The 18,083-nt window shown below is 71.2% G+C and carries 14 protein-coding genes; 8 read left to right on the top strand and 6 right to left on the bottom strand.

Annotation, left to right across the window (positions count from 1 at the left end):
* The first annotated feature begins 124 nt into the window (after positions 1-124).
* From AB0J93_RS07895 to AB0J93_RS07875, 5 genes are read left to right on the top strand one after another with little or no spacing between them, the layout of a single operon-like run.
* Positions 125-1,357 carry an MFS transporter gene (locus AB0J93_RS07895; RefSeq protein ID WP_363919261.1) on the top strand — a complete coding sequence of 411 codons (1,233 nt, stop codon included), beginning with the start codon at positions 125-127 and terminating at the stop codon, positions 1,355-1,357.
* 50 nt (positions 1,358-1,407) lie between these two features.
* Positions 1,408-3,000 carry a GGDEF domain-containing protein gene (locus AB0J93_RS07890; protein WP_363919259.1) on the top strand — a complete coding sequence of 531 codons (1,593 nt, stop codon included), beginning with the start codon at positions 1,408-1,410 and terminating at the stop codon, positions 2,998-3,000.
* 52 nt (positions 3,001-3,052) lie between these two features.
* Positions 3,053-3,787 (top strand): DUF2071 domain-containing protein, encoded by a 735-nt coding sequence (locus tag AB0J93_RS07885; protein WP_363919257.1) that lies wholly within the window; start codon positions 3,053-3,055, stop codon positions 3,785-3,787.
* Between the two features lie 44 nt (positions 3,788-3,831).
* A complete protein-coding gene (locus AB0J93_RS07880) occupies positions 3,832-4,077 on the top strand; it encodes an Arc family DNA-binding protein (RefSeq protein ID WP_363919255.1) in 246 nt (81 codons plus the stop codon).
* Positions 4,074-4,502: a type II toxin-antitoxin system VapC family toxin gene (locus AB0J93_RS07875; protein WP_363919253.1), complete on the top strand. Its 429-nt coding sequence runs from the start codon at positions 4,074-4,076 to the stop codon at positions 4,500-4,502. Before AB0J93_RS07880 ends, AB0J93_RS07875 begins: the two co-directional genes overlap by 4 nt.
* 150 nt (positions 4,503-4,652) lie before the next feature.
* On the opposite strand, the gene AB0J93_RS07870 is transcribed toward AB0J93_RS07875, so the two are convergent.
* From AB0J93_RS07870 to AB0J93_RS07855, 4 genes are all read right to left on the bottom strand, one after another.
* A complete protein-coding gene (locus tag AB0J93_RS07870) occupies positions 4,653-6,107 on the bottom strand; it encodes a permease prefix domain 1-containing protein (protein ID WP_363919251.1) in 1,455 nt (484 codons plus the stop codon).
* Entirely contained in the window at positions 6,104-6,478 is a 375-nt protein-coding gene (locus AB0J93_RS07865; protein WP_363919249.1) for a PadR family transcriptional regulator, read from the bottom strand. The genes AB0J93_RS07870 and AB0J93_RS07865 overlap by 4 nt, the downstream gene beginning before the upstream one ends.
* Before the next feature lie 150 nt (positions 6,479-6,628).
* Positions 6,629-8,089, bottom strand: coding sequence for a DEAD/DEAH box helicase (locus tag AB0J93_RS07860; protein WP_363919247.1), 1,461 nt, complete (start codon positions 8,087-8,089; stop codon positions 6,629-6,631).
* A gap of 163 nt (positions 8,090-8,252) precedes the next feature.
* Entirely contained in the window at positions 8,253-8,474 is a 222-nt protein-coding gene (locus AB0J93_RS07855; protein ID WP_363919245.1) for a hypothetical protein, read from the bottom strand.
* A 305-nt stretch (positions 8,475-8,779) separates the two neighbouring features.
* Here AB0J93_RS07855 and AB0J93_RS07850 point away from each other — a divergent pair, with 305 nt between their 5' ends.
* Complete coding sequence (locus AB0J93_RS07850; protein WP_363919243.1) at positions 8,780-14,293, top strand: biotin carboxylase N-terminal domain-containing protein; 5,514 nt, start codon at positions 8,780-8,782, stop codon at positions 14,291-14,293.
* A 58-nt stretch (positions 14,294-14,351) separates the two neighbouring features.
* Positions 14,352-14,825 (top strand): SRPBCC family protein, encoded by a 474-nt coding sequence (locus AB0J93_RS07845; protein ID WP_363919241.1) that lies wholly within the window; start codon positions 14,352-14,354, stop codon positions 14,823-14,825.
* A gap of 54 nt (positions 14,826-14,879) precedes the next feature.
* On the opposite strand, the gene AB0J93_RS07840 is transcribed toward AB0J93_RS07845, so the two are convergent.
* On the bottom strand, positions 14,880-16,238 hold the full coding sequence (locus AB0J93_RS07840) for a hypothetical protein (protein ID WP_363919239.1): 1,359 nt from the start codon (positions 16,236-16,238) through the stop codon (positions 14,880-14,882).
* On the bottom strand, positions 16,228-16,824 hold the full coding sequence (locus AB0J93_RS07835) for a SigE family RNA polymerase sigma factor (protein WP_363919237.1): 597 nt from the start codon (positions 16,822-16,824) through the stop codon (positions 16,228-16,230). Before AB0J93_RS07835 ends, AB0J93_RS07840 begins: the two co-directional genes overlap by 11 nt.
* Before the next feature lie 146 nt (positions 16,825-16,970).
* Between AB0J93_RS07835 and AB0J93_RS07830 the strand changes: the two genes are divergently transcribed.
* Entirely contained in the window at positions 16,971-18,038 is a 1,068-nt protein-coding gene (locus AB0J93_RS07830) for a DUF2855 family protein (protein WP_363919234.1), read from the top strand.
* The last annotated feature ends 45 nt before the right edge of the window (positions 18,039-18,083 follow it).

Raw genomic sequence — 18,083 nt, 5'->3', positions numbered from 1 at the left:
CCGGCGCGAGAGTTCACCGTGCGCTGACCCGTGCGGCCCACCGTCGGTCCACCGACGGTGGCGGTGCTCCTCGCTGCGGAGCGGTCCCCTGCCGGCCGTTTCCTTTCCAGCTTGAGGAGCATTCTTGCGTGCCCTGGTATCCGCGCGTCTGGGCGCGGACTTCGCCAAACTCTGGACCGCCTCGGCGGTGTCCAGCGTCGGTGACGGCATCACCATGGCGGCCGGCCCGCTGCTGGTCGCCTCGATCACCGATAACCCGGCGCTGATCGCCGGTGCCGTCTTCGTACAACAGCTGCCCTGGTTGCTGTTCGCCCTGATCAGCGGTGCCTACGTGGATCGGCTCGACAGGCGTCGTCTGGTGGTGACGGTTAACCTGACCCGGGCCGTCGCCCTCACCACGTTGGCCCTCACCGTCGCCACCGGAACCGTCACGGTGGCGGTCTTCTACGCGGTGCTCTTCCTGCTCGGTACGGCAGAGACGCTTGCCGACACCGCAATGGGTGCGCTGCTGCCGTCGGTGGTCGCACCGGACCGGCTGCCGAGTGCGAACGCCCGGCTCTACGCGACCTTCACGATCGGCAACCAGTTCGTGGCCAAACCGTTGGGTGCCTGGCTGTTCGTCATCGCCGCAGCGGCACCGTTCGGACTCAACGCGCTCACGTTCGCCGTCGCCGCGGCGCTGCTTGCCGGAATCCGGCCGACCCCGGTGCCGACACCGGAAGCCACGGCGCACGCGTCGATCGTCCGCTCGATCGCCGAGGGTGTGCGGTGGTTGTGGCGGCACCGGCTGCTGCGGACCCTGGCCCTGAGCATGGGCGTGGGCAACGTCGCCTTCTGCGCCGCGTTCGCGGTGTTCGTGCTCTACTGCCGGCAGCGGCTGGGCGTCTCCGACGTCGGCTACGGTTTCCTGCTCACCGCGTTCGCGGTCGGTGGGTTGGCTGGCACGGCGGTGGCGACCCGCCTCGTCCGGACGTTCGGGCGGACCGTGGTGCTGCGCGCCGGGCTGGTCATCGAGATGGTCACGCACCTGATCCTGGCGACCGCCACGGCAGTCTGGGTCGTGGTGGTCGTCCTGGTCGTCTTCAGCGCGCACGGCATGGTCTGGGGAGTCACCGTCGCGTCGCTGCGTCAACGGCTGGTGCCGTCCCGGCTGCTCGGGCGGGTCGGCAGCGCGTACGCGGTACTCGACCTGGGCGGGGCGGCGGTCGGCTCCCTCGTCGGCGGTCTGATCGCCGCCACCTGGGGCATCACGACACCGTTCTGGATCGCCGGGGTGGCGATGGCGGTCGTCACGCTCGTTGCCTGGCGCCCGCTGGGGCGGAGTCCGAACCGGTCGGAGGCTATCGAAGAGAGCTGATTACCGTACCATCGGGCTGTTCTTCCCTGGGCGGGTGCGGAGGAGACCGCATGGACGATGTGACCCTCCGAGCCCTGCGGCTACTGGAGGAGGCGCAGGCCGGTGGCGCGTCCCAGGTGCTGGCGGAGGCGGTCGCGGCGCTGCGGGAACCGACCGGGGAACTGCGCGACGGTCCGGCGGCGATGCATTTCGCCCGCGTCGTGGCGCTGACCCGACTCGGTGACCTGCGCGCCGCGATCGCCGCCGCCGATCTGATGCTTGTCGCCGCGGAGCGGGAGAACAGCGCCGGGTGGCGCTCCTGCGCGCTGTCGCTGCGCGCCGACCGGCGGCTTCGCCTCGGCGACCAGGACATCGCCGAGTACGACATCGAGGCTGTCCTGCGGGATCTCGTCCGCGCGGAGACGGCCCTGCTGGCCGGCGAACCCGATCCGGTGATCGAGGGCAACGCCCGTACCGGGCTGGCGATCGGTTACGCCAAACTGCGGCTCTACGAACTGGCGGCGCCCCAGTTCCAGGCCGCGTACGAGACGACCTGCCGATCCGGGTATCCGGACAACGGCAACCGGGCGATGTGGTTGTGCAACCTTGCGGAACTCAACCTGATGTGGGCCCTGGAGCTGTACCAGGTGGGTCAGGTCGCCGAGGCGGAGAAGCACACCACGGTGGCCGAGGAGCACGCGATGCGGGCGATGACGGAAGCCTCCGGCCCCAAGGCGGAGGTGTGGCGGCTCTCCGCGTCGCTGTTCGCAGCGTGTGCCCGCGCCGACCGCCAGGACCCGGCCGGTGCGGCGGAGGACATCCCCCGGGTACTGGCGTCGTTGCAGGAGCACGGTGTCGGACAGGGACACCAGGAGCAACTGCTGTGCCGGCCGTTCCACGCCGTCGCGCTCAGCCGGTCCGGGCGGCCGGGTGAGGCGCTGCACGTCATCGAGGAGGCGGTGACCGGTCTCTCTCCCGACAACGACTGGTTGATCACAGCGGCGCTGCACCGTACGCACGCGGTGCTGCTGGCGAAGAACGGGGCGCGCGACGCGCTGCCGGGCCTCACCTACGGCGATGCGCTCGCGGAACTGCTGTGGCGTCAGCGGCACCGATGGCTGCACGCGGCGGTGACCATGCAGTCGTACGACGTGCTGCGGTGGCAGCACGAGCGGGCCGAACGGGCCGCGCGGATCGACCCGCTCACCGGGGTGGCCAACCGGCGTGGCCTGGACAGCTTCCTGGAACGCCTGGCCACTCCCACGGCGGCCGGGACCGATCCGGTGGCGGTGCTGATCGTGGACGTGGACCGGTTCAAGGACATCAACGACTCGTTGGGGCACGCCACCGGCGACGACGTGCTGAGGGCGGTGGCGCAGATGGTCGCGGCCAGTGTCCGCCGGGACGATTTCGTCGCCCGGCTGGGCGGTGACGAGTTCGTCGCGATCCTGCCGGGAGCGGATCTCGGTGCCGCTGAGCAGGTCGCCCAGCGGACCGTCGACGCGGTGGCCGGGATGGCGGCGTGGCAGGTGACGGTAAGCGTCGGGGTGGCCGGCGGTTCCGCGTACACCCTCGGGGAGACCCTGGCGCACGCGGACGGTGCGATGTACGCGGCGAAGCGGTCCGGCGGAAACCGGATGAGCAGCCGTCACCCCGGTACCTGACCGCGGATCGCGCCGGGTGCCGCGGCTTACGCCGGTCGGGCAGGATCGGTGCGTGGACATCGAGCCGGTCGACGCCGCGCCCATCCGGGGGTTCCGCCGCGCGATCCTTCGGCAACGCTGGGATGATCTGGTCTTCCTGCACTGGCCGGTCGAGCCGGCGCGGGTCGCGCCGCTGCTGCCCGCCGGCACCCGCCCCGACACGCTCGACGGAGTGACCTACGTCGGGCTGATCGGCTTCCGGATGGTCGGGTTGGGGCTCGGATGCGGGCCCGGCGTACCGTACTTCGGCAGCTTCTGGGAGACCAACGTCCGGTTGTACTCCGTGGACGACTCCGGCCGACGGGCCGTGGTCTTCCGCTCGCTCGACGCCTCCCGGCTGGTGCCGGTGCTGGTCGCCCGGGCGACCCTGCGGCTGCCGTACCTGTGGTCGGCCATGAAGCTGGAGCGCGACGGCGACCGACTCAGCTACCGGTGTCGGCGTCGCTGGCCGGGCCCGACCGGCGCGACCAGCCGGATCGAGGTCCGGGTCGGCGGGCCGATCGCCGAGCCGACGCCGCTGGACCACTTCGTCACCGCCCGCTGGGGCCTGCACACCCGGGCGTACGGACGTACCCGGCACCTGCCGAACTGGCACCCCCGCTGGCCGCTGCACCACGCGGAACTGCTCGCCTTGGACGACGAACTGGTCACCGCCGCCGGGCTGCCGCCGCCGCAGGGGCCACCGACAAGCGTGCTCTACTCACCGGGGGTGCCGGTCGCCTTCGGCCCGCCGACCAGCGTGCGCTAGCCCATGCTAGCATTGCTCTCATTAGGGTGGGTGGGAGGAACAGCATGGCAGCCCTCAGCATCAGAGATCTCGACGACAGCGTGCGCGACAAGCTGCGCCGCCGCGCTGCGCAACACGGCCGATCCATGGAGGCCGAGATTCGCGACATACTCACTGCGGCAGTTGCCGAGGACGCGCCGGCAAACGACCTGTTCAGCGCACTCACCGATCGATTCACCAGACTCGGTGGGGTCGAGCTGGATCTACCGGCACGTTCCACGGCCCCCCGTGCGGCGGATCTGCCCGAATGATGATCGTTCTCGACACCAACGTCGTCTCCGAGCTCATGCGGGCCGAGCCCGCTCCAGTGGTGCTCGCGTGGCTCCAGCAGAGTTCGAGCACCGGCCTGTACACCACAGCCGTCACCGTCGCCGAGATCCGCTACGGCATTGCGCGGCTGCCGGAAGGCCAGCGCCGGGAATCACTGCACCAGGCTGCCAGCGAGATCTTCGCCGCCTTTCCTCGCCAGGTGCTGCCCTTCGACCTCGCCGCAGCCGGTGCCTACGCCGACGTGGTCACGGTGCGGGAGAAACTAGGCCACCCGATCGATGGGTTCGACGCCCAAATCGCCGCCATCTGCCGCGTCCAGGCCGCCACCCTCGCCACCCGGAACACTAAGGACTTCACTGACACAGGGATCAATGTCGTCGATCCCTGGCGCGGCGCGACCAGCTGAGACGCCGGCACTCACTGCATGGTCGATCGGCATGAAGGCGCTTCAAGTGGTTGCCGGTGCCAGGAGCTGGAAGATCGGCGCGCAGGCGGCCACCGGGCGCGGACGATTGGCGTCAGTGCTAGCCGGTGGCCGCTCGGGGTGCGCGGCAGGTCAGAGGTAGCTGAACAGCGGGGGGAAGAGCAGGACCACGATCCAGGCCCAACCGGCGTACACCGGTAGGTAGCCGGTCTGCCAGCGTTCCAACGCTGCGAACGGGGTGCGGCGGCGGACGAATCCCAGCATCAGCCACGCCGACCAGGCGAGGTTGGCCAGCAGGATGACGTTCTCACCGAGTGCGGCGGCCTTGTTCGGGGTGGTGCCGTACTCGGTGATCCGCTCGGTGATCGCCCACAGCACCAGCACGTCGATGATGAGCGCGCTGATCACGAGGGCGAGTTGCAACCTGTCGAACAGTCCGGGCGGGGCCAGCGGGTCGCGGGCCGAGATCGAGTAGAGCAACAGCCCCAGCACCACGACCAGCAGCAGGTCGAACAGGATCAGGGCCTCCCGCTCGACGTTGATGCCGGTGGTGGTCCAGACGATGGCGACCAGGAAGGCCAGCAACGCGGCGGTGAACAGCGGCGTGAACAGGCGGGTGAGTACCGGGGCGATGTTCTCGACGACGCTCTGCTTGGCCTCGACGAGCCAGCCCGCCACGACCACCGCGGCCACCACGCCGCACGGCAGCAACCACTGCGAGACGAAGCCCTCGGGGTCGATCCCGATGGCCTGGAAGGTGCCGACCGTGAAGGCGGTCAGCACGCCGCCGCCGAGGGCGATGAGGACGAAGTAGACGAAGCATTCACCGGTGAATCTGATGAAGTCCATGCGTCGTCGCGACGATCGCAGGTCGTCGGAGACGTAGGCCAGGCCGACCACGAACCATAGGGCTATCGGCAGGTGGATGGTGGTCAGCACCAGCGACTGGGAGTCCTCCGCGAGGGAGTAGACGTTGGCGGCCACCGCACCGAGCGTGAACAAGGCGACCATCGCCCCGATCAGCGCCCTGCCGGCCCGGCGACGCCAGGCCAGGTACGCGGCCAGCCAGGGCAGCGTGAACAGCGCGAAGTTGGGTGCGTAGAAGGCGCCGTCCTGTTGGAAACCCAGGCCGAACAGCTCCGGTAGCTTGATCGACACGGCTGCGCCGACCGCGCAGACGATCATCGCGATCAGGTCGCGCCGGGACCGGTTGTCCGTCTCCGGGTCGTCGGTGCCGCCGGTGAGCACCAGTTGCTTCCACAGCCGCTCCGAGTGTTCCCGGGCGAACTCGCGGGACAGCTCGTCCAGGCCGCCGAGCCGTTTGACCGCGACCAGGAACGCCTCGTCGGGGCGCAGACCGGCGGCGATGAGCTCGTCGACCGAGCCACGAAGATGGTCCTCCAGTTCCTCGGCGTCGGAGCGTTGCAGCTCCGGGCGGCGTCGTACGTAGTTACGCCACTGGGTGAACTGGGCCTCCAACCCTTCCTGGCCGGGCGCCATCGTCGCGCCCTCGGGGTCGCCTGGCGCGGTCGTGCCGTCCGGGCCGGTGGATGCCGTGCTGCCGTCCGGCCCGCTGGGCGCGGTCATGCCAGACCTCCGAGGGGAATCGTCGTCGAGCGCCGTACGTCGCCGGGGTCGACCCAGATCGCCTTGAGCGCGCTCACCACGGTGTCCCACTGGCGACGTTGCTCGGCTAGCTCGGCGAGGCCGCTGTCGGTGATGCGGTAGTACTTGCGCCGCCGCTCGCCGGGGACCGACTGCCAGCTCGACTCCACGTGACCGAGCCGTTCGAGCCGGTGCAGCAGGGGATAGAGCAGCCCTTCGGTCCAGTCCAGCTCGCCGCCGGACAGCTCGTTGATGCGTCTGAGGATCGCGTACCCGTAGCTCTCCCCGTCGGCCAGGATGCCGAGCACCATCGGCGTCGCCGAGGCGGCGACGAGATCCTTGGTGACCTTCATGAGATTCTCCCACCACCAATACCTAGAACTATTAGGCATAGTAGTTCTAGGTATTCGAGGGGCGCAAGAAAAACCCGCCGGCATCGCCGGCGGGCTCTTGGAAGCGCTGCTCAGGATCGTTGACGGGAGCGTCCCGGGCGGCGGTGCCGCTCAGCGACCGCCGCCACGCCCGCCGGGCCGGGCCCGGGCGGAGAAGGCTGCCGCACCGGACCGGACGGCACCCGAGCGCGCCGAGCTGGCCGGGGCGGACCGCCCTGAACCGGCCGGAACGGACCGCCCCGAGCTGGCTGAAGCGGATCGGGTCGAGCCGGCCTGGGCGGGCTTGCCACCGCGCCGGCTCCGCCCTGCGGGGGCGGGTGACGCCTCCCGTCGGGCGGCCGTTGGCCGGACGGCCGGCGCGACCGCCAGCGTCCGTTCCCCCGGTGCGAGTTCACGCAGCAGCGCGTCCCCTGGGCGCAGTCGGGTGGTGGTCGCCGCGATGCCCGCCTTGCGGGTCAGTTCCCGCACCTCGGGGGCCTGCGTGTCGGTCATCAGCGTCACGACGGTCCCGGCCGCGCCGGCCCGCGCGGTACGCCCCGAGCGGTGCAGGTACGCCTTGTGCTCCACGGGCGGGTCGGCGTGCACGACGAGGGCCACGTCGTCGACGTGAATGCCCCGGGCCGCGATGTCGGTGGCCACAAGCGTCCGCACCGTGCCGTCGGAGAACGCCTGGAGGTTCCTGGTGCGGGCGCCCTGGGCCAGATTGCCGTGCAGCTCCACCGCGGCCACGCCGGCCGCGACCAGTCGGCGGGTGAGGGTCTTGGCACCTCGCTTGGTGCGGGTGAACACCACCGTCCGCCCCGGCGCGGCGGTCAGGTCGACCAGCACGGCGAACCGGTCCTCGGCGTGCACGTGCAGCACGTGGTGCGTCATCGCGGCGACCGGCGACTTGGTCGAGTCGACGCTGTGCACCACCGGATCGGTGAGGAAACGCCGGACGAGCACGTCGACGCCGGAATCCAGGGTGGCGGAGAAGAGCAGCCGTTGCCCGCCGCGCGGGGTCAGCTCCAGCAACCGGCGTACGGTCGGCAGGAACCCCAGGTCGGCCATGTGGTCGGCCTCGTCGAGCACGCTGATCTCGACGGCGTCCAGGTGGGCGTGTCCGGCCTGCACGTGGTCGGCGAGTCGACCCGGGCAGGCCACCAGGACGTCGACCCCGGCACGCAACCCGGTGATCTGTGGCCGAGCGGCCACGCCGCCGAAGACGGTCATGGTGCGCAGCGACAGTGCCTGGGCCAGCGGCGCCATCACGCTGTCGATCTGGGTGGCCAGCTCCCGGGTGGGCGCGAGGATGAGTGCCCGGGGACGTCCGGGCCGGCGCGGCGCGGCGGTGGCGGCGAGCCGGGTGAGCACGGCCAGGACGAAGGCGTACGTCTTACCCGAACCGGTGCGGCCTCGACCGAGCACGTCGCGACCGGCCAGGGCGTCGGGCAGAGTGGCCGCCTGGATCGGGAACGGCCGGTCCACCCCGGTCGCGGCCAGCACGCGGGTGAGTGCCGCGGGCACGCCCAGCTCGGCGAAGGTCGGGAGGGTGGGCGGGGTGGTCTGTTGCTGTGGGCGGCGTGCCGCCATGAAGGCTCCGAACGTAGAAGGGGACGTCCCACCCGGCGCTGCGGTGCCGGCCGTGGCCTGGCGCGTCGAAGGCGCGGGGCCCGGGACATCGAATCGGACCCGCGGTCAGGCGGGTCGCACGATCAGCTTACCCGACGGGCGGCGGGCAGGCCGCCGGTGAGGCTCAGGAGGGCGCCACGACCCGCCAGCGGCTCTGGCCGCCCATCCACGCCCCGGCCAGGATCTCCGCCGACTTGCGGCCGGGGCAGGGGTAGATCTTCGAGCGGCCGGTGCCGCCGCCGGCCCGGGCCTCGACCTCCCACAACTCGCCGTCGGTGCGGATGTAGACGTCGCGACGTCCGCGCGGGGTGTGGTCGCCGTTCCACCAGTGACGCTCAACTCTCACCCGCTGACCGTATAGCACCAGGTCCGCGAGGGAAACGTTAGATGATCTTGGGAGATGCCACCACCACGCAGGGTGTTTGTCTCCTCGACCCGTCGTGGTCGGACGAGGCTCGTCCGAGGTGATCCGGGCCACCCGCAGTCGGCGTCGGAGGGTGGCCTTGGTGGTTTCCGACAAAATCCGTTGTCCGGAGGTGGCAGTTCCCACGTCTTCCTTACCCGCCAGTAGCCACGAAGGTTGGTTCAACGGGACCCCTGTCCGAGGGTGAGTCCCGTCCTGTCAGGGACGATCTTCCGGAGGCCTGCTCGGTGTTCAGCCGCATCGCCATCGTCAACCGGGGAGAGGCCGCCATGCGGCTTATCCACGCTGTTCGCGAGCTCAACGCCGAGAGCGACGCCCCGCCGATCGAGACCGTCGCGCTCTACACCGAGGCGGAGCGCTCGGCCACCTTCGTGCGGGAGGCCGACCACAGCTACTGCCTCGGGCCCGCGTCGGCGCGACCGTACCTGGACCACCGGGTCCTCGAACGGGCGCTGCACGACACCGGCGCCGACGCGGTCTGGGTGGGCTGGGGCTTCGTGGCCGAGGATCCGGCCTTCGCCGAGTTGTGCGAGAAGAACGGCGTCACCTTCATCGGCCCGAGCCCGGAGGCGATGCGCAAGCTCGGCGACAAGATCGGCGCGAAGCTGATCGCCGAGGAGGTCGGCGTCCCGGTGGCGCCGTGGAGTCGTGGCGCGGTGGAGAGCCTCGCCGCGGCCCAGCGTGCCGCGGCCGAGATCGGCTACCCGCTGATGCTGAAGGCCACCGCGGGCGGGGGTGGCCGGGGCATCCGGGTGGTGCGCAGCGACACCGAACTTGCCGAGGCGTACGAGCGCACGAGCCTGGAGGCCCAACGCGCGTTCGGCAGTGGTGTGGTCTTCCTGGAACGGCTGGTCACCGGTGCGCGGCACGTCGAGGTGCAGGTGATCGCCGACGGCCAGGGCACCGCGTGGGCGCTGGGCGTACGGGACTGCTCGGTGCAGCGACGCAACCAGAAGGTGATCGAGGAATCCGCCTCGCCGGTGCTCTCCGCCGAGCAGACTCGTGAGCTGAAGGAGGCGGCCGAGCGGCTCGCGCTGGCCGTGGACTACCGGGGCGCGGGCACCGTCGAGTTCCTCTACCACCCGGGTGACCGGATGTTCGCCTTCCTGGAGGTCAACACCCGGTTGCAGGTGGAGCACCCGATCACCGAGGCGACCACCGACTTCGACCTGGTCAAGGCACAGATCCAGGTGGCCGCCGGTGGCCGGCTCGGCGACCGGATCCCGGCCGAGGCGGGGCACGCCGTCGAAGCCCGACTCAACGCCGAGGACCCCGACCGGGACTTCGCGCCGTCGCCCGGCCGGATCGTGCGACTGGTGCTGCCCAGCGGGCCCGGCGTGCGGGTGGACACCGGGGTCAGCGAGGGTGACGTGATTCCCGCCGACTTCGACTCGATGATCGCGAAGATCATCGCGTACGGCCGCAGCCGCGGCGAGGCGCTGAGCCGGCTGCGGCGCGCGGTCGCCGAGACCACGGTGATCATCGAGGGTGGTGCGAGCAACAAGAGCTTCCTGCTCGACCTGCTGGACCAGCCCGAGGTGATCGATGCCAGTGCCGACACCGGCTGGATCGACCGGGTCCGCGCGCAGGGTCGCCTGGTCTCCACCCGGCACTCCGGCGTGGCGCTGGCCGCCGCCGCCATCGAGGCGTACGAGGACGAGGCGCACGTCGAGCGGCAGCGACTGCTCTCCACCGCGCACGGTGGCCGTCCCCAGGTCCAGCACTCCAGCGGCCGGCCGATCGACCTGAAGCTGCGCGGCGCGACCTACCGCGTCTCCGTCGCGCAGACCGGCCCGCACCGGTTCCGGGTCGGTGTCGGTGACACGTCGACGGTGGACGTCGAGCTGGAGCGCTTCGACGAGCACAGCGGCCGGATCCTGGTCAACGGACGGCGGTTCCGGCTGGTCACCGACACCCACGGGCCCATCCACCTGGTCGAGGTGGACGGCATCACGCACCGGGTCAGCCGGGACGAGGGCGGCGTACTGCGCTCCCTGTCACCCGCGCTTGTCGTCGCGACCCCGCTCGCGGTGGGCGACGAGGTCGAGGCCGGCGCGCCGGTGCTGGTCCTGGAGAGCATGAAGATGGAGACCGTGCTGCGCGCCCCGTTCGCGGCGAAGGTGCGCGAGTGCCTGGTCTCCGTCGGCAGTCAGGTGGAGACCGGTGCACCGCTGCTGCGCCTGGAACCGCTCGGCGACGGGACCGTGAGCGAGGCCGCCGAGTCCACGGCCGTCGACCTGGAACTGCCGCCCGAGCCGACCGGGCTGTCCACCGGGGACCGCGTGGCCCGGGGCATCGCCGAGCTGCGCAGCCTGCTGCTCGGCTACGACCTGGATCCGCGCGACGAACGCCGAGCCCTCGCCGCCTACCTGGCCGCCCGGGCCGAGCTGCCACACCGGCCGCTGGAGGATGAGGTCGAGCTGCTCCAGGTCTTCGCCGACCTGTCCGAGCTCAGCCGCAACCGTCCGGCCGGCGAGGAGACCAGGGCCGACACCCGCGTGCACAGCCCACGCGAGTACTTCCACACCTACCTCCAGTGCCTCGACGTCGAGCGGGCCGCCCTGCCGGAGACGTTCCGCCAGCGCCTCGCCCGGGTGCTCGCCCACTACGGCATCGACGACTTCGAACGTACGCCGGAGCTGGAGGAGGCGGTCTTCCGGATCTTCCTGGCGCAGCAGCGGGCGGCGGCCGACGTGAAGGTGATCGTCACCTTCCTGCAACGGTGGCTGACCGAACCGCCGCCGGCCGAGAGCCTGCGCGAGCTGGTCGGTCAGGCGTTGGAACACCTGATCTTCGCCACCCAGCGTCGGTTCCCGGTGGTCGGCGACCTCGCCCGCAGCGTGGTGTTCCGTTGGGCGGCGCAGCCGATGCTGCGACGCAAGCGGGCCGAGGTGTACGCCGACGTCCGTGGCAACCTGCGTCATCTCGACCGCAACCCCGACGCGGCCGACCGGGCCGAGCGGATCGCGACGATGGTCGCCTCACCCGAGCCGTTGGTCCGGCTGCTCGCCCAGCGCATCGGCCGACCGGGCGTCGACCACGGCCCGATGCTCGAGGTGCTCAGCCGCCGCTACTACGGCAGCCGTGGCGCCAGCGACGCCCGAGCCGTCGAGGTGACGGGGCAGTCGTTCTTCACCGCCGGGTACGACCGCGACGGCGAACGTTTCCGCCTGGTCGCCGCGGCCACGGACTTCGCCGGGCTGCCGGCGACCCTGACGAAGGTCGCCGCGTTGGCCGGAGCGGGCGGCGACGATGCTGGCCCGACGCCGCTGGAGCCCGGCCGTGATCGCGCGCCGTCGGTCGCCGACGTGTACCTGACCTGGGCCGAGCAGCCCGACGCGGAGGCGATGGCCGCGACCCTGCGGGAGGTGCTCGACCAGGCTGGCCTGCTGGACGTGCTCCAGCGGGTGACGGTCTCGGTGGCCGGGCGTAACGGCGCCGAGATGCACCACCACTTCACCTTCCGGCCCGAACTCGGCGAGGACCGGGTGATCCGGGGCCTGCACCCGCTGATCGCCCAGCGTCTGCAACTGCCCCGGCTGCGCAAGTTCGAGCTGACCCGACTGCCCTCGGCCGACGAGGAGGTGTACCTCTTCCACTGTGTCGCGCCGGACAATCCGGCCGACGAGCGGCTGGCCGCGATGGCCCAGGTACGCGACCTCACCCCGCTGCGCGACACCGACGGCCGGATCCTGGCGCTGCCCGCGATCGAGGGCGCGCTCGACGCCTGCCTCGACGCGATCCGCAAGGTACAGGCGCAGCGCCCGGCGAAGAAGCGGTTCGACACCAACCGGATCACCCTGTTCGTCTGGCCCCCCAACGACCTGAGCATCGAGGAGTTGAACACCGTCGCCCAGCGGGTGCTGCCGATCACGGCGGACGCCGGGCTGGAGGAGGTGCTGTTCCTCGGCCGCCAGCGGGACGAGGACACCGGCGAGCTGATCGACATCGCGGTGCAGATCTCCTACGACGAGGGGATGCGGATCTCCGTCACCGAGCCGACGGCGGAGCTGATCCAGCCGCTGGACGACTACCGGCAGAAGGTGCTGTCGGCTCGGCGGCGCGGCACCACCTATCCGTACGAGCTGACCGAGATGCTGGCCGGCCGCAACGGCAGTTTCGTCGAGTACGACCTGGCTGATTCCGGCGAACTGGTTCCGGTGCAGCGGCCGAAGGGGCAGAACCGGGCGGGCATCGTCGTCGGTGTGGCGAGCACGCCCACCGAGCGCTATCCGGAGGGTGTCACCCGGGTGGTGCTGCTCGGCGATCCGACCAGGGCGCTGGGTGCGCTGGCCGAGCCGGAGTGTGCCCGGGTGATCGCCGCGCTCGACCTGGCCGAGCGGATGCGCGTACCTGTCGACTGGTTCGCGCTGTCGGCCGGCGCGCGGATCTCGATGAGTTCGGGCACCGAGAACATGGACTGGGTGGCCGCCGCGCTCAAGCGGATCGTCGAGTTCACCCAGGCCGGTGGTGAGATCAACATCGTCGTCGCGGGGATCACCGTGGGTGCCCAGCCGTACTGGAACGCCGAGGCCACGATGCTCATGCACACCAGGGGCATCCTGGTGATGACCCCGGATTCGGCGATGGTGCTGACCGGTAAGCAGTCGCTTGACTTCTCCGGTGGGGTGTCCGCCGAGGACAACTTCGGCATCGGCGGCTACGACCGGGTGATGGGCCCCAACGGTCAGGCCCAGTACTGGGCGCCGGACCTGCGGGGTGCCCACCAGGTCCTGATGGCGTACCACGACCACGCCTACGTGGCACCGGGCGAGAGCAGGCCACGCCGGGCGGTCACCACCGACCCGGTCGACCGCGACATCTCCGACTACCCGCACGCGATGCCGGACAGCGACTTCACCACCGTGGGCGAGATCTTCTCCCGGGAGCGCAACCCCGACCGCAAGAAGGCGTTCGACATCCGTACGCTGATGCGGGCCCTGGCCGACCAGGATCACGCGGTCCTGGAACGCTGGGCGGGCATGGCCGACGCCGAGACGGCGGTCGTGCAGGATGTGCACCTCGGCGGCATCCCGGTGTGCCTGCTCGGCATCGAGTCCCGCTCGGTGCCCCGGCGCGGGTTCCCGCCCACCGACGGGCCGGACACCTACACCGCCGGCACGCTTTTTCCGCGTTCCTCGAAGAAGGCCGCCCGAGCGATAAACGCGGCCAGCGGAAACCGGCCGCTGGTGGTGCTGGCCAACCTCTCCGGCTTCGACGGCTCGCCGGAGTCGATGCGACAGTTGCAGCTGGAGTACGGCGCGGAGATCGGCCGGGCGATCGTCAACTTCGACGGACCGATCGTCTTCTGCGTGATCTCGCGGTACCACGGTGGCGCGTTCGTGGTCTTCTCCAAGGCGCTCAACCCGAACATGACGGTCCTCGCCGTGGCGGGTTCGTTCGCCTCCGTCATCGGCGGCGCACCGGCTGCGGCCGTGGTGTTCGCCGGTGACGTCAACGCCCGTACTGCCAAGGATGCCCGGGTGGCCGAGCTGGAGGCCCGGGTCGCGGCGGCGAGCGGCGGGCAGCGGGCGGCGCTGGTGACGCAACTGATGGACGTGCGCGCGTCGGTGCGGGCGGAGAAGCTGGCGGAGGTGGCCGCCGAGTTCGACGGCGTGCACAGCATCCAGCGTGCGGTCGAGGTCGGCTCGGTGGACGCCATCATCCGGCCCGAGGAACTGCGTCCGCAGCTCATCGCCGCCGTCGAGCGCGGGCTGGCGAAGGCGACCCCGCCGTCCTGACCGGCCGGGCACGCCGACGGCGGGACACGGTCCCGCCGCCGGCGTGCCACCATGGGGCGTGCCCGAGGACCGGAAGCCGCCGATCGCGTTCGAGACGACCTGCACCGTCGCGGCCCCGCCGGAGGTGGTGTACGCGCACCTGGCCGATCCGCGCAGCTACATTGGACTGTCGCCGCTGATCGTGGCGGTCGACGACGTGCGGCACGGTCACGACGCCGAGGGCCGCGCGGTCGCCGAGTACGTCGCCGTCGAGCGGTTCCGGTTGGTCGGGCCGTTGCGGTGGGACAACCGCATCCGGGTACGCATGGTGTCGACGCCGCCGCACGGCCCGCTGGTCAGCGCGGTGCGCAGCCCGGGCTGGGTGTCCCTGCGCGCGGTGGTGGAGCTGACCCCGGTACCGGAGGGCACCCGGGTCGATGAACGGGTCACCGCCGACGCACCGGCGCTGCTGCGGCGCTTCGTGGCCGGTCAGGCCAGTCGGGTCGCGGCGTACCGGGCGGCCGAGCTGACCCGTCGCATGGCGACCCGGTAGCCGCACCGGCCCGACCGGCGGCGTGCCCCCGGACTGATGGTTTCGGTGCGAGCGTCACCAGGCCCAGATCGTAGGTTCAGCGATCTGGTTGCTGTCGGCGACGAGGTGCGGCGTGGCCGTGCTGAGCAGGAGCTGGTCGGCACTGTCGAAGACCTTCACCCCGGCAACCTTGCGATGGTCGATCTCGAAGACGCCGATCCCGTCGGTGAGCGGACCCTCGGCCAGCGTCGACCCCCGCGCGTCGATCAGCTCGGCGCGTTTCGCCGACTCCGGCCCGGCCACCAGCACACCGGCGGTCTCGCCCGGCAACGGCACGGCGACCAGGACGGCGCTACCGATGCCCGTCCGGTCGGGCGGAACCGCTTGGTCCGATGACGCAAGCGCACGGGCATCGGCCTTGAGCAGCGCGGCGCAACCGCCGTCGGCCGAACAGGACCGGACCAGGACGGCTGCCGGCGCGTTGGGAACCCAGGTGGGCAACCGACCGGTCCAGAGCACCTCGGGCGCCGAGCCGGTGAGTCCTTCGCCGTCGAGCGCGGCGCGCAGTTCTCGGACGGCGGTGCTGCCGAGGTCGGTGCTCTGCGCATCCGTGATCGTCAGGTTCCTCCGTAGGCCGATCCGGACCGCCGGTCCCGCATACCGCACGACGCTGTCACAGCTGAACTGCCACCGTCCGGCCGGATCATCCGCCGCCTGCACCACGAAGCCGTCGGTGCCCACCGGCTGCCAGGAGCGGACGACGGAGCCGCTCGGCTGGAGCCGACCGTCGTGGGAGGTCTCCACTTGACAGCCGGCTGGTGCCAGGCCGACCGCGAGATCGGCGGTGTGGTCGCCGTCCGCGAGGGAGTGCCGTCCGATGAACAGGTACGGAGTCAATTCCTGCGGCTCGTCCGGCGTCCCGGTCCGGTCGAGCAGTTCCGGCACGGAAGCGCCCTGCGGGCCGCTGGCATGGCGTAGCAGTGCGTGTGAGTCGTTCAGGTAGGCCACCACCACCACTCGGGCACCCGGCACGTCGTGGGCGAACAGCACCCGGACGTCGTCCAACGACGGATCGACGAGGAGGTCGGCGCGGGCGGCCCGGTACTCCCGCTCGATGGTGGCGATCAGCGCCGTGTCGCCGGCCAGACTGCCGCGCGTAGGTGAATCGAGCAGCCGCCGCACCATCGGATCGCCGATCGGACTCGCCGGCTGGTACGCCGCCGCGGCCAACGTGGATTCGTCGGTCCTCAGCAGGCTCACAAAACCCACCGGCGGTATGACCACCGCGGCCAGCACCAGGGCGGCCACGCCCGTCACCGCCGTCTGTCGCCGCCGGCGCCGCCGCACGCGACCGAGCAACCGCTGGTACGGGTCGGGTTGTGGCACCACCGGTTCGGCGAGCCGGGCCAGTGCCTGCCTGATCTCATCGGCCATCGCTCGGGTCTCTCCTTCTCGACACGTCCGCCACCGCGGCCAGCGAACCCTCTCCGACACGCCGTTGCGGTGCCGCTCGTTGCGACGTCATCGGCCGGGACGGTGCTGCCGGCAACACCGCCCGCAGCCGGGCGAGTGCCCGCGAGGACTGACTCTTCACCGTCCCGACCGAGCATCCGAGCGCGTCGGCGATCTGTGACTCGGTGAGGTCCTCCCAGTAGCGCAGCACCAGCACCGCGCGCATCCGGGGCGGCAGGCCGTGCAGCGCGGCGAGCATCTCGTCGCGGGCCACGACATCGTCGGCCAGGTCCCGGCCAGGCTCGGTCGGGGCCTGCCAGGAGCCGGTGACACCGGCGAGGAACTCCCGGGAACCGAAGCGCCGCCACAGTCGGGTCCGCTCGTTGACCATGATCCGGCGGACGTACGCCATCGGCTCGTCCACCTGCCGCCACCGGCGCATCGCCCGCATCAGCGCGATCTGCACCAGATCCTCGGCCGCGTGCCGGGAACCGGTAAGCAGGTACGCGGTCCGGATCAGGTCCGTGTACCGGATCTCGACGAACTCGCGGAAGCCGTCATCGGTCACCTGTGCCCTCCAGCCCCGTCTGGGCATCGTTCATGACAGGAAGACCCCGGGCCGCCAGGAAAGGTTGTGCGGTGCCGGCGAGGAGTGTGATTTTGCACTAGCAGTGCATCTTGTCGTGGCGGCTCCGGCTGCCTAGCGTCTCCAGCATGGCTGCCTCCTGGACGTTCGCCGTGGACCGTGCCGAGCTGAGCCGCACCACCCTGGTGGAGTGGGCCGTGCCGGAGCTGTCCGACGGCGAGGCGTTGTTGCGCGTGGACCGCGTCGGACTGACCGCCAACAACGTCACCTACGCGGTGCTCGGCGAGTCGATGCGGTACTGGGAGTTCTTCCCCGCCGACCGGTACGGGCTGGGCGGGCGGTGGGGGCTGCCACCGTTGTGGGGGTTCGCCGAGGTGGTCGCCTCGACCGTCGCCGAGGTCGAGGTGGGGCAGCGGGTGTACGGCTATCTTCCGCCAGCCGGGCACCTGGTGGTGCGGCCGTCGAGGGTGGACGCCTCCGGGTTCCGGGACGGAAGCGCGCACCGGGCCGAGCTGCCCTCGCCGTACAACGGGTACCGCTCGACCGACGGTGACCCGGCGTACCGGGCCGACCAGGAGGACCTGCTGATCCTGTTCCGGCCGCTCTTCTTCACCTCCTTCATGCTGGCCGACCAGGTCGTCGACAACGACTGCTACGGCGCGACGTCGCTGGTGTTTTCGTCGGCGTCCAGCAAGACCGCGTACGCCGCCGCGGTCGAACTGCGCGGGCGCGGCCCGCGCCTGATCGGGCTCACCTCGCCCGGCAACCTGGAGTTCACCCGCTCGCTCGGCTGCTACGACGAGGTGCTGCCGTACGACGGGATCGCCGCCCTAGACCAGGAGCCGGCCGCCTACCTCGACCTGTCGGGTGCGCCCGCGACCCGGGCCGCCCTGCGGCGGCGTCTCGGCGACCGGCTGGTCCGCGACATCGCGGTCGGTCTGACCAACCAGATCCCGAATGCCGACGCCGCCGGAGAGGTCTTCTTCGCCCCGGTGCAGATGCGCAAACGTCGCCTGGACTGGGGTCGCGACGGGCTCGACCGGCGCTTCGCCGAAGCCTGGTGGCGTTTCGCGGAGGTGGTGGGCGGATGGCTCGACGTCCAGCCCGGCACCGGCCCGGCCGCTCTGGAGCGGGCCTGGCTCGACGTGCTCGCGGGCCGTACCCCGCCCCGGGTGGGGCGGGTCGTCCAGTTCTGAGCGCGGGAAGCGGCCACCCCGGCCACATGGAGGATTGCGAGTGCG

Source organism: Micromonospora sp. NPDC049374 (assembly GCF_040677165.1).
GTDB lineage: Bacteria > Actinomycetota > Actinomycetes > Mycobacteriales > Micromonosporaceae > Micromonospora.
The sequence above is the reverse complement of the archived record's forward strand: the minus strand, read 5'-3'. Positions and strand labels throughout refer to the sequence as shown.

Coding starts and splice junctions, on each gene's coding strand:
- AB0J93_RS07860 (WP_363919247.1), bottom strand. CDS start 8,089: ATGGCGGCACGCCGCCCACAGCAACAGACCACCCCGCCCACCCTCCCG.
- AB0J93_RS07865 (WP_363919249.1), bottom strand. CDS start 6,478: ATGAAGGTCACCAAGGATCTCGTCGCCGCCTCGGCGACGCCGATGGTG.
- AB0J93_RS07830 (WP_363919234.1), top strand. CDS start 16,971: ATGGCTGCCTCCTGGACGTTCGCCGTGGACCGTGCCGAGCTGAGCCGC.
- AB0J93_RS07840 (WP_363919239.1), bottom strand. CDS start 16,238: ATGGCCGATGAGATCAGGCAGGCACTGGCCCGGCTCGCCGAACCGGTG.
- AB0J93_RS07890 (WP_363919259.1), top strand. CDS start 1,408: ATGGACGATGTGACCCTCCGAGCCCTGCGGCTACTGGAGGAGGCGCAG.
- AB0J93_RS07870 (WP_363919251.1), bottom strand. CDS start 6,107: ATGACCGCGCCCAGCGGGCCGGACGGCAGCACGGCATCCACCGGCCCG.
- AB0J93_RS07875 (WP_363919253.1), top strand. CDS start 4,074: ATGATGATCGTTCTCGACACCAACGTCGTCTCCGAGCTCATGCGGGCC.
- AB0J93_RS07880 (WP_363919255.1), top strand. CDS start 3,832: ATGGCAGCCCTCAGCATCAGAGATCTCGACGACAGCGTGCGCGACAAG.